Below are 10,762 nucleotides of genomic sequence, written 5' to 3' on the forward strand. Positions count from 1 at the left end.
GCCCGCGACCCGGAGGCCCGCGACCCGGTGGCCCGCGGCGCCAGGCCCGCGTCCGAGGCCCACGACCGCGATCATCGACACGTGCGGCACGTGGTCAGGCGTCCGGGGCCCGCGATGCCCGGGGCGTCCGGCGTCGAGTTGCTGTGTGACGTTCTCCACACCAGAGTGTGGAGAACGTCAGGTAGAAACGCACACGGGGGCGCGTTCAACGACCCACAGCCCAAGTGCACGTATGCCCCTGGCCTCCTCAACCGGACAGTCTCGCGCGATGATGGGTCCGTGGCAGGCCGCCGCGGCGTCGACGCCGGGCGGTGAGACGACCGGCTCAGCGAAGAGCCGAGGGAGGTTCCGACCATGTCCGCAGCAGCATCCGATCCGCTCGTCATCGCGATCGACTCGTCGACGACGTCGACCAAGGCCATCATCGTGGACGCCGAGGGCCGCGTCCTGGCGCTGGGGAAGCGCGAGATCCCGCTCCACACGCCGGCGCCCGCGTTCTACGAGCACGACCCGCTCCAGTGGTGGACCACCACGAACGACGCCATCGCCGAGGCCGTCGGCTCGCTCAAGGACGCCGACCGCGAGCGCATCGTCGCGCTCGGCATGACCCACCAGCGGGAGACGTTCGCCCCGTTCGACGCCGACGGACAGCCGCTGCGCAACGGCATCCTGTGGCTCGACGGACGCGCCCCAGAGCAGATCAAGAAGTACGGCAGCGACGAGATCCACGCGCTGTCGGGCAAGCCCGCCGACATCACGCCCGCGATCTACAAGATGGCCTGGGTCAAGGAGAACCAGCCGGGCCTGCTCGCCAAGGCCCACAAGGTCGTCAGCGTCCACGGCTACCTCGTCTTCCGGCTCACCGGCCGGTGGGTCGATTCCGTGGCCTGCGCCGACTCGCTCGGCCTGTTCGACATCGCCGCCCAGCAGTTCGACGACCGCCTGCTGACGATCGCCGGCGTCACCCGCGAGCAGATGCCCGACCTGGTGAAACCCGGCGAGGTCATCGCCGACGTCGATCCCGCGATCGCGAAGGCGTGGGGGCTCACGCAGCCGCTGCCGCTCGTCGCGGGCATGGGCGACGGGCAGGCCGCCGGTGTCGGCGCGGCCGCCACCGAGCCGCACGTGATGTACCTCAACCTCGGGACGGCCGTCGTCGCCGGCGTCCACGGGCCCGATTACAAGTTCGCCAAGGCCTTCCGGACGCTCGCCGCCGGCGTCCCCGATTGGTACGACTTCGAACTGCTCCAAAGCTCGGGGGCGTACCTGTCGACATGGTTCCGGCAGACGTTCGGCAAGAAGCGCCTCAAGGGACGCCCCGACCCGAAGCTGGAGAAGCGGGCGGCCGAGCTGCCGATCGGCTGCGGCGGCCTGCTGACCATGCCGTACTGGAACGCCGTGCAAAGCCCCTACTGGGACCCGATCGCGCGCGGCGCGATGGCCGGCTGGCAGGGCGCGCACACGCCGGCGGCGTTCTACCGGTCGATCCTGGAGGCGATCGGCCTGGAGATGCGCCGTAGCCTCGAGGGCCTCGAGAGCACGCTCGACACGAAGGTGACCGAGATCCGCGCGATGGGCGGCGGCGTCCGGAGCCCGCTGTGGCGCCAGATCATGACGGACGCCCTCGGCGTCCCCATCACCGCCTGCACCGAGGACGAGATCTCCGCCCTCGGGGCCGCCGTGGCGGCCATGTCGATCACGGGCGTCCACGGCGAGCCCGACATCGCGACGTACGCGCAGCAGATGGCCAAGTTCGGCGACGTCACCGAGCCGGACGCCGACCGCCACCGCATCTACGGCGAGCTGTCGGCGATCCAGGGCAAGATGTACCCCGCCCTGAAGGAGATCAACGACGAGATCCACGCGTTCGCCGTCAAGTACGGCGAGCTCACCGAGCACGAGGCCGCCGACGACGAAGTGGCTGATCTCTGATGCGCGCCTGGATCTTCCACGGCCCCGGCGACCTGCGGCTCGAGGACGTCGAGCCCGGGCGTCCGGGGCCCGGCGAGGTGGCGGTCTCGATCAAGGCCGCCGCCACGTGCGGCACCGACCTGAAGAGCTTCCGCCGCGGGCATCCGACGCTGTTCCCCGAGCTGCCGGCCCGCTTCGGGCACGAGTTCGCGGGCGTCGTCTCCGAGGTGGGCGAGGGCGTCGACCGGTTCGCCGTCGGGCAGCGCGTCGTCGCGGCGAACACCTGCCCGTGCGGCGCCTGCTGGGCGTGTCAGATCGGGCGCGAGTCGCTGTGCGAGAACCTCCAGTACCTGAACGGGGCGTTCGCCGAGCAGATCGTGATCCCGAATGCCATCGTCGAGCGGAACACCTACGCGATCCCCGATTCGCTCCCCTTCGAGGCGGCCGCCCCGCTCGAGCCGCTGGCGTGCGTCGTGCACGGCGTCCACGACTCCGGCATCGCGCTCGGCGACACGGTCGTCGTGAACGGCGCCGGACCCATCGGCCAGATGTTCATCAAGCTCGCCCAACTGCGCGGCGCGACGGTGATCGTCGCCGACGTCTCCCCCGGACGCCTCCAGCAGTCCCTGGACGCCGGCGCCCGCGAGGTCGTCGACCTCACGGGCGTGGACGACCCGGAGGAGCGGGCCGCCCGGATCCGCGCGATCACCCCCGGGGGACGCGGCGCCGACGTCGCCATCGAGTGCGCCGGCCTGCCCGAGGTGTGGGAGCAGACGTGGCGCTGCCTGCGGCCGGGGGGCACGGCGGTCATGTTCGGCGGCCCGAAGGCGGGCTCGACGTTCACCATCGACGCGGTCGCGATGCACTACCAGGAGTACAAAGTGCTCGGGACCTACCATCACCAGCCGCGGTACGTGAAGATCGCGGTGGAGCTGCTGTCGACCGGCAAGTTCGACGGGCTGTCGCTGTGCACCGAGATCCGCCCGCTGGAGGCGCTGATCGACAGCCTGGAGGACATGGCGCGCGGCGTCGGCAGCAAGTACATCCTGCGACCCTAGGAGGCGTCCATGTTGATGGCTGACGAGCGCGATCAGGTCCTTCAGACGTGCCTGATGATGCAACGCGATGGTCTCGTCGTGGGCACGGCGGGCAACGTGTCGGTCCGCGACGACGACCTCATCGCGATCTCTCCGAGCGGCGTCGAGTACGCCGAGATGCGCCCCGCGGACGTCGTGGTCGTCGACCTCGACGGCCGGCGCGTCGACGGCGTCCTCAAGCCCTCGAGCGAACTGCCGCTGCACCTGTCCGTGTACGCCGGGACGCCTGCCCGCGCGATCACGCACAACCACGCCCCGGCGTCCACCGCGCTGGGGCTCGTCGTCGACGAGGTGCCCGGCTCGCACTACTACTCGGCGATGTTCGGCGGGCTCATCCGGGTGGCGCCGTACGCGACGTTCGGCACCGACGAACTCGCCCGCAACGTCACCGAGGCGCTCGCCGGGCGTCAGGGCGCCCTCATGGCGAACCACGGGGCGATCACGATCGGCCCGACCCTGCCCAAGGCGGCGGCGCTGCTGCCGTACCTGGAGTACATCTGCGAGATCCAGCTCCGGGCGATGGGCTCAGGCGCGCCGGTGAAGCTGCTCTCCCCCGAGCTCATGGCCGAGGCCGGCGAGCTGCTGCAGGGCTACGGGCAGAGCACGCGTCCCGCACCGGAGCAGACCGACCAACAGGAGGACGACCACGCATGAGCACCATCACCATCCTCGGCGCCGGAGCCATGGGCTCCGCCCTCGCAACGCCCCTCGTCGCGGCCGGTTGGGACACCCGCCTCTGGGGCACCTGGCTCGACGACCACCTCCTGGACGCCTGCGAGCGCGGCAAGCCGCACCCGCGCACGAACATCCCGCTCGCGCCCGGGACGCGCCTCTTCCGCTCCGCCGACCTGGACGCCGCCCTCGACGGCGCGGACGTCGTGGTCCTGTCGGTCGCCTCGGTCGGCGTGGAGAAGGTGACCGACCTGGCCCTCGACGGCATCGCCCGCGCGGGGGTGCTCATGCTCACCTCGAAGGGGTTCTGCCCCGACGAGGCGGGCACGATCGAGCTGCTGCCCACGGCGATCCGGCGCATCGCGGACGCCCGCGGCGTCCGGATCCCGCCCATCTGCGCGGTCGCCGGCCCGTGCAAGGCCAACGAGGTGGCCGGCAGCAAGCCCACCGCGACCATCTACGGCTGCTCGGACGCCGCGGTGGCGCACCGGCTGGCCCGCGAGATCTCCACGGACGCCTACCGCATCGAGCCGACGGACGACGAAGTCGGCGTCGAGCTGTGCGCACCCATGAAGAACGTCTACGCCATCGCGCTGGGCCTCGCCGACGGGCTGGAGGCGGCCACCGGCTTCCCCCATCACAACCTTAAGGCCGCGACGTTCTCCCAAGCCGTGCGGGAGATGTCGCTGCTGTCGACCGAGCTCGGCGCCGACCCGGCGACCGCGTACGGGCTCGCCGGCGTCGGCGACCTGGAGGTGACCGGCCTCTCCGGCCGCAACAAGGTCTACGGCCTGCGCATCGGGCGCGGCGAGCCCGCACGCGACGCCCTGGACGCCATGGTGGCCGCCGAGCAGACCGTCGAGGGCGTCCCGGCGGCCGGCCTGGCCGTGCGCCTGGCCGAGCAGGCCGGGCTCACCGACCGGCTGCCGCTGCTCGCAGCGGTGGACGCCGTCATCGCGGGCGCGGACGATCCGGCGGGCCTCGTGACCGAGGCGGTCCTGCCGGGCCGGGCCGGCTGAGGACGGCCGGGCGCCGGGGTGCTCGACGCCCCCCGCCCGGCCCGGTCGGTCGCGTCGCCGCGGGGGCGTCGCGCTGCTAGGTTGACAGCACTCCCACGAAGGACGTTTCCCTCCCGCAGAGAGGCGCGGACATGACCAACCTTCACGACCTGCTCACCGAGGACGCGATCCGGCTCGACGTCGAGGCGTCCACCTGGCAGGAGGCGATCGGGGCCGCCGGCGCGCTGCTCGAAGCCACCGGGGTCGCGGACGGCCGCTACACCCAGGCGATGATCGACAGCGTCGTCGAGCACGGGCCCTATATCGTGCTGACGCCGGGGTTCGCGTTCGCGCACGCCCGGCCGAGCGACGCCGTCCACCGCACCGGGCTGTCGTACGTGCGCCTGGCCCAGCCGGTGGAGTTCGGGCACAAGACGAACGACCCCGTCACGCTCGTCGTCGCGCTCGCCGCGCTCGACTCGACGACCCACCGTCAGGCGATGGCCGAGCTCGCGAAGGTGCTCGCGAACCCGGCGCGCAAGGCTGAGCTGGACGCCGCCGCCTCCCCCGGCGAGGTGCTGGCCGTCCTCACGGGCGGCGCCGCGGCGTCCGGGAGCCCGACGGCGTCCGCAAGCGACCCGGAGGAAAACCCCCGCGCGGCCGAGCCGGCGGCGTCCTCGGGGAGGGCGAAGAACAAGGTCCTCACCGTGTGCGGCAACGGGCTGGGCACGAGCCTGTTCCTGAAGAACACGCTCGAGCAGGTGCTCGACCGCTGGCGGTGGGCGCCGTTCATCACCGTGGAGGCGACCGACACGATCTCGGCCCGCGGCAAGGCGAAGGAGGCCGACTTCATCCTCACCTCGGGGGAGATCGCGCGGGCGCTGGGTGACGTGGGCGTCCCGGTGCGGGTGATCGAGAACTTCACGTCCACGACCGAGATCGACGCCGCCCTGCGCGAGCTGTACGACATCTGAGACATCGAAGGAGATCAGGATGAACTGGCTGGTCGGCATCGCGGAGTTCCTCGTCAACGAGGTGCTGAGCGTCCCCGCGTTCCTCATCGGCATCATCACTGCGGTCGGGCTCGCCGCCATGCGCAAGACCGTCGGTCAGGTCGTCGGCGGGGCGCTCAAGGCGACGCTCGGGTTCCTGCTCATCGGGGCGGGCGCGACGCTCGTCACGGCGTCCCTGGGGCCGCTCGGCGTGATGATCCAGGGGGCGGCGGGCGCGCAGGGGGTCATCCCGACGAACGAGGCCATCGTGGGCATCGCCCAGGCCCAGTACGGGGCGCAGGTGGCGTGGCTGATGATCCTCGGGTTCGCGATCTCGCTCGTGCTCGCCCGGTTCACGCCGCTCAGCTACGTGTTTCTCACCGGCCACCACATCCTGTTCATGGCGACGCTGCTCACGATCGTGCTGTCGACCGCCGGGTACGCGCCCCCGGTCGTGGTCGGCTTCGGCGGCGTCCTGCTCGGCATCCTCATGGTGAGCCTGCCCGCGTTCGCGCACCCCTGGACGCGGCGCATCACCGGCGACGACTCCATCGCGATCGGCCATTTCGGCACGCTCGGCTACGTCGCGGCGGGCGCGACCGGACGCCTCGTCGGCGGCAAGAGCCGCTCGACGGAGGAGATGAAGGTGCCGGAGTCGCTCCGGTTCCTGCGCGACTCGATGGTCGCGACCGCCCTGTCGATGGTGCTGATGTACCTGGTCGTCGCCCTGATCTACCTGGCCCGCGCGGGCGAGGAGACGGCGTTCGCGGCCTTCGCGGCGTCCGGGGGCAACCCGTCGTCAAGCGTCGGCAACTACCTGATGTCGTCGGTGACCCAGGGCCTCCAGTTCGGCGTGGCCGTGGCCGTGATCCTGTTCGGCGTCCGGACGATCCTGGGCGAGCTCGTCCCCGCCTTCCAGGGCATCGCGGCCAAGGTCGTGCCCGGCGCGATCCCCGCGCTGGACGCCCCGATCGTCTTCCCCTACGCCCAGAACGCGGTCCTGATCGGCTTCCTGTGCAGCTTCGCCGGCGGGCTCATCGGCCTCGGCGTCCTGACCGTGGCTCTCGGGCCGGCCTTCGGCCTGGCCCTCATCCTGCCGGGCCTGGTGCCCCACTTCTTCACGGGCGGCGCGGCGGGCGTCTACGGCAACGCGACCGGCGGACGCCGCGGCGCCGCGCTGGGCGGGCTCGTCAACGGCCTGCTGATCACGTTCCTGCCGGCCCTGCTGCTGAAGGTGCTGGGCGCGTTCGGCGACGAGAACACGACGTTCGGGGACACGGACTTCAGCTGGTTCGGCATCCTCGTCGGGACGTCCGCGGGCCTCGGCGGCGGGGTGGGCCTCGTGCTCGTCGCGGTGATCGGCGCGGCGCTGCTGTTCGCGGCGATCCAGATGCAGCGGAAGGTCGTCGCGACCGGGTGGGACCCGGCGCCCGGACGCGAGAGTCCCGCCGCGTCGGGTCCCGAGCCCGGGCCGGGAGACGAGGCGTCCGGCTCCGCGAAGCGGTACGCCAAGATCCCGCCGCCGGCGGGCGCGCCGGTTCCCCCGCCGCCGCCCGAGGGGTAGCCGGACGCCGCGTCCGGCCCGGCGCTGGGCCGCGTCCGTGCAAGAGTGAACGTATGCGCCCCCTGCGACAGAACCCTTGTCAGAGCAAGTGCGACTGGACGCCCACCGGCGAGGTGATCGGCGACGACCTCGTCTTCGCGTGCGCCGGCTGCGGCAGCGAATGGACCCGCCAGCAGGGGTGGACGCCCCGCAACCTGGACGGGTCGATCGCGGACGCCGTCGCCCACGAGGTCACCCGTCCGTGAACACCGTCAGGGGTGGTCGTGTGGGTGGCGTCCGCTAGGCTCGATCGAGATGGAAGGACCGAGATGACCGAAGTGAGCACCGCCCCCACGCCCGCCCCGAAGGAGCGCAACGCGTTCACCGAGAAGTTCAGCACCGGCGAGTTGACCCCCCTGCCCGATCGGTACCGGCTCGTCGTGTCCGACATGTGCCCCATGTCGCACCACGCGCTCATCGCGCGCAACCTGCTCGGCCTCGACGAGGTCATCAGCCTCGGCCGGGTGGACGCGGTCCGCGCCGAGCGCGGCTGGCAGTTCTCGCTGGATCCCGAGGGCGTCGACCCGGTGCTCGGCATCCGGTACCTGTCGGAGGCGTACTTCGCGACCTCGCCGGGCTACGACGGCCGCGTGACCGTGCCGGCCCTCGTCGACACCGAGTCGGGCAAGATCGTGAACAACGACGAGCAGTTCCTCGCGAACGAGTTCGAGGCGGGCTGGACGCCGTACCACTCCGCGACCGCGCCGAACCTGTACCCCGAGCCGCTGCGCAAAGACATCGACAAGCTCAACAAGGTGCTGCTCACCGAGATCAACGACGGCGTCTTCCAGATCCGCGAGGCCGAGACGCAGGCCGTCTACGACGCCGCGTTCGACAAGCTCTTCGCCCGGCTCGACGACCTGGAGGAGCATCTGGGCCAGACCCGCTACCTCATGGGCGACGACATCACCGATCCCGACATCTTCCTGTTCGCGCTGCTGGTGCGGTTCGACATCGCGTACAACTCGGTGTTCGGCATCAACCGCAGCCGCCTCGCCGACTTCCCGAACCTGTGGGAGTACGCGCGCGACCTCTACCAGCAGCCGCAGTTCGGCACGACGACCGACTTCGACGCGATCAAGCGCGGGTACGTCCTGTGGAACCGCGCGCAGAACCCGCACGGCATCCTCCCCAAGGGGCCCGACACGTCCGGGTGGGGCGCGCCGAGCAAACGCAACCAGACCCTGCGAACGCACCACGTGGGGCGCTGACCCGCAAGCCCCGGGGCTGTCTCCGGGGCCACAAGGAGAAACACACCATGATGCGACAGCTCATCACCAACCCCTGCCAGGACGCCTGCGGCGAGATCACCACGGACCGCTCCGTCGAGGGGGCCCCGGTCTACCGCTGCCCCGGCTGCGACTCCGAGTGGATCGAGCTCAACGAGCGCACCAAGCCGGCGCCCCGGCCCGAGCGCGAGGCGTCCGGGCGGCGGGGCTGAGGGGCCGGCCCCTCAGTTCTGCACGGTGAACGCGTAGGTACTGCGCGTCCGGCGGTCGGCGGCGACGACGTCGACCGTGATCCGTTGTCCCGGGCGGACGCGGAGGCTTCGGGAGGCGCCCTGCCGCAGCGGCACCCCGTTGACCCTCATCGCCGAGATGCGGTTCGACATCGCCGTGGGCTTGATCGTGAGGCGTCGGACGCCCCGCGGCACCGTCACCGCGTAGGCGTAGGTCCACGGGTCGAACTTGTTCGGGATCTTGTTCGGGACGCCGTTGGCCGGGGCCGCCCAGTACACGTCGACGCCGACGAGCGTCCCGCCGACGAACTCCACGTTCGACAGCACCGAGTACCGGCGGTGGACCCCCGGGGCGTTGTAGTCGATCGCGACGCCGCTCGGGAAGGCGTCGGTCGGCGCGCTCAGGTAGTCGACCGGCTGGTCCCACCCGCTGCCGAGCGGGTTGGCGATCGCCATCCAGTCGCGGTCGCGCCACATGTCGCCGATCTTGCTCATGCGCGAGTTCTTCACGGGCCCGGTGGGGTTGCCCACGATGCCGCCCCGGATCGAGGGCTCGGTGACGTCGCCGTCGTCGATGAGCCGCTGGAAGCAGCCCACGAAGTTGTCGACGCACGCCATCGTGACGGCGGCGTCCTGATGGGCGTTGGTCACGGCGGTCACCTCGCCGCACCGCGCCCGGTAGCCGGCGAGGAGCTGCTGCTGCAGCGAGAGGAAGAGGTCGGCCTTCACCCCGTTGTACTGCGTCGTGTCGGCCGTGTAGGGGCGGTTGCAGCCGAAGTGATCGGAGCAATAGACCCATCCGGTCTGGTTCACCAGCACGGTCATGAGCCCGTTGGTGTGGCCGGGCGCGTGGAAGAGGGACACCTGCACGTTCCCGAGATCCAGTTGGTGACCGTCGGACGCGGCGACCGCTGCGCGGCCGGCCGCCTGCCAGTCGGGGCGCGTCGACGCGATCAGGGCCGCCTTCTCGATCGCGGCCGCGTACAGCGTCACCCCGGCGGAGGTGAAGTTGTAGATCTGCTCCGCGTGGTCGGGGTGGGCGTGGCCGACCACGACGTCGTACGGCTTGCTGGCCAGCGAGTCGACGAACGTCTTCAGGTTCGCTCGCTCGTAGCTGTACTCGCCGGCGTCGACGAGGACGCCGCGCTCGCTGCCCTCCAGGTAGTAGACGTTCGCCTGGTAGTACTCGGCCGGGTTGTTGATCTTCCAGACGGCCGGGCTCGTCGCCGTCGGCTCGTGAATCTGAGTCGCCCGGAAGGCCCCCGTCCGCGGCCGCAGGATGGTCCAGGAGAACTCGCGCGGGGCGCTGGTCTGCAGGCCGTCTTTCAGCGCGACCGTCTTCAGCCGGTAGAAGCGGGAGTCGACGGCCGAGCCCAGCGGGTTCACGAACTGCAGCACGCCGTTTCGCCGCAGGTCGAACGTCGGGGAGGCTGCGGTGGGGTCGGCGGGCTCCGACCCGTCGAACGTGAACTCGTACCGGATCGTCGCCCCCGCCGTGGGGGTCGTGATCGTGATGTAGCGCCGGGGCGCCGTCGTGCCGGGCTTGCACATCACCTGGGCGGGCGCGACGACCGCGGCGGCGAGGCGCCGGAGGGCGTCCTCGGCCTGCCGCCGGCTCACCCGAGCCGATGCCCCGTGGCGACGGCCGGCCGCCGGGGCGAGGAGGCCGGCGTCCCGCAGCGCCTGGACGCCGGGCCCACCCGCCGCGGCGAGCGTCGCGAGGCCGGCGGCGTCCAGGGTGGGGCGTCCGTCCGACGACGGGCTGAGGAACGCCCGCGCCAGCCAGAGGGCGGCGTCCTCGGGCGAGACGGGCCGGTCGGGGTGGAACACGCCGTCGGCGCCGTCGAGCACCCGCTCTTCGAGGGCGGTTTCCACCTCCTTCGCGTAGCGCGTGCGGCCGACCGCCACGTCGCGGTAGGTCGGCTGCGGGGCCTTGTAGGGGTCGAGGTACTCCGAGGAGTGCACCCAGTCGAAGTGGCGGGCGATCAGCGCGGCCATGCCCGCCCGGGTCACCGCGTCGTCGCCCCCGG

Annotated in this window: 10 protein-coding genes; 9 read left to right on the forward strand and 1 reads right to left on the reverse strand. The window is 71.6% G+C overall.

Features of this window, described 5'->3' with window-relative positions:
• The first annotated feature begins 354 nt into the window (after window positions 1–354).
• From WMJ97_RS12140 to WMJ97_RS12180, 9 genes are all read left to right on the forward strand, one after another.
• Window positions 355–1,932, forward strand: coding sequence for an FGGY-family carbohydrate kinase (locus WMJ97_RS12140; RefSeq protein ID WP_347349261.1), 1,578 nt, complete (start codon window positions 355–357; stop codon window positions 1,930–1,932).
• A complete protein-coding gene (locus WMJ97_RS12145) occupies window positions 1,932–2,969 on the forward strand; it encodes an alcohol dehydrogenase catalytic domain-containing protein (protein WP_347349262.1) in 1,038 nt (345 codons plus the stop codon). Before WMJ97_RS12140 ends, WMJ97_RS12145 begins: the two co-directional genes overlap by 1 nt.
• A 9-nt stretch (window positions 2,970–2,978) precedes the next feature.
• Entirely contained in the window at window positions 2,979–3,662 is a 684-nt protein-coding gene (locus WMJ97_RS12150; protein WP_347349263.1) for a class II aldolase/adducin family protein, read from the forward strand.
• The gene (locus WMJ97_RS12155) at window positions 3,659–4,699 is read left to right on the forward strand and encodes an NAD(P)H-dependent glycerol-3-phosphate dehydrogenase (RefSeq protein WP_347349264.1); all 1,041 of its coding nucleotides are present in this window, start codon (window positions 3,659–3,661) and stop codon (window positions 4,697–4,699) included. Before WMJ97_RS12150 ends, WMJ97_RS12155 begins: the two co-directional genes overlap by 4 nt.
• 131 nt (window positions 4,700–4,830) lie before the next feature.
• On the forward strand, window positions 4,831–5,652 hold the full coding sequence (locus tag WMJ97_RS12160) for a PTS sugar transporter subunit IIA (protein ID WP_347349265.1): 822 nt from the start codon (window positions 4,831–4,833) through the stop codon (window positions 5,650–5,652).
• A 19-nt stretch (window positions 5,653–5,671) separates the two neighbouring features.
• Window positions 5,672–7,234, forward strand: coding sequence for a PTS ascorbate transporter subunit IIC (locus WMJ97_RS12165; protein WP_347349266.1), 1,563 nt, complete (start codon window positions 5,672–5,674; stop codon window positions 7,232–7,234).
• Between the two features lie 53 nt (window positions 7,235–7,287).
• A complete protein-coding gene (locus WMJ97_RS12170) occupies window positions 7,288–7,479 on the forward strand; it encodes a hypothetical protein (RefSeq protein ID WP_347349267.1) in 192 nt (63 codons plus the stop codon).
• 63 nt (window positions 7,480–7,542) lie between these two features.
• Entirely contained in the window at window positions 7,543–8,484 is a 942-nt protein-coding gene (locus tag WMJ97_RS12175) for a glutathione S-transferase C-terminal domain-containing protein (RefSeq protein WP_347349268.1), read from the forward strand.
• A gap of 47 nt (window positions 8,485–8,531) precedes the next feature.
• Window positions 8,532–8,714 carry a hypothetical protein gene (locus tag WMJ97_RS12180; RefSeq protein WP_347349269.1) on the forward strand — a complete coding sequence of 61 codons (183 nt, stop codon included), beginning with the start codon at window positions 8,532–8,534 and terminating at the stop codon, window positions 8,712–8,714.
• 12 nt (window positions 8,715–8,726) lie between these two features.
• Here WMJ97_RS12180 and WMJ97_RS12185 read toward each other — a convergent pair.
• On the reverse strand, window positions 8,727–10,762 hold a 2,036-nt coding region (locus WMJ97_RS12185; RefSeq protein ID WP_347349270.1), incomplete at its 5' end, for a cadherin-like beta sandwich domain-containing protein.

The organism is Nigerium sp. (genome assembly GCF_039811905.1).
Lineage (GTDB): Bacteria > Actinomycetota > Actinomycetes > Propionibacteriales > Propionibacteriaceae > Propioniciclava.

Bases quoted from the DNA above. Each gene is read 5' to 3' on its own strand.
- WMJ97_RS12140 (WP_347349261.1), top strand. From the start codon at position 355: ATGTCCGCAGCAGCATCCGATCCGCTCGTCATCGCGATCGACTCGTCG.
- WMJ97_RS12145 (WP_347349262.1), top strand. From the start codon at position 1,932: ATGCGCGCCTGGATCTTCCACGGCCCCGGCGACCTGCGGCTCGAGGAC.
- WMJ97_RS12150 (WP_347349263.1), top strand. From the start codon at position 2,979: ATGTTGATGGCTGACGAGCGCGATCAGGTCCTTCAGACGTGCCTGATG.
- WMJ97_RS12155 (WP_347349264.1), top strand. From the start codon at position 3,659: ATGAGCACCATCACCATCCTCGGCGCCGGAGCCATGGGCTCCGCCCTC.
- WMJ97_RS12160 (WP_347349265.1), top strand. From the start codon at position 4,831: ATGACCAACCTTCACGACCTGCTCACCGAGGACGCGATCCGGCTCGAC.
- WMJ97_RS12165 (WP_347349266.1), top strand. From the start codon at position 5,672: ATGAACTGGCTGGTCGGCATCGCGGAGTTCCTCGTCAACGAGGTGCTG.
- WMJ97_RS12170 (WP_347349267.1), top strand. From the start codon at position 7,288: ATGCGCCCCCTGCGACAGAACCCTTGTCAGAGCAAGTGCGACTGGACG.
- WMJ97_RS12175 (WP_347349268.1), top strand. From the start codon at position 7,543: ATGACCGAAGTGAGCACCGCCCCCACGCCCGCCCCGAAGGAGCGCAAC.
- WMJ97_RS12180 (WP_347349269.1), top strand. From the start codon at position 8,532: ATGATGCGACAGCTCATCACCAACCCCTGCCAGGACGCCTGCGGCGAG.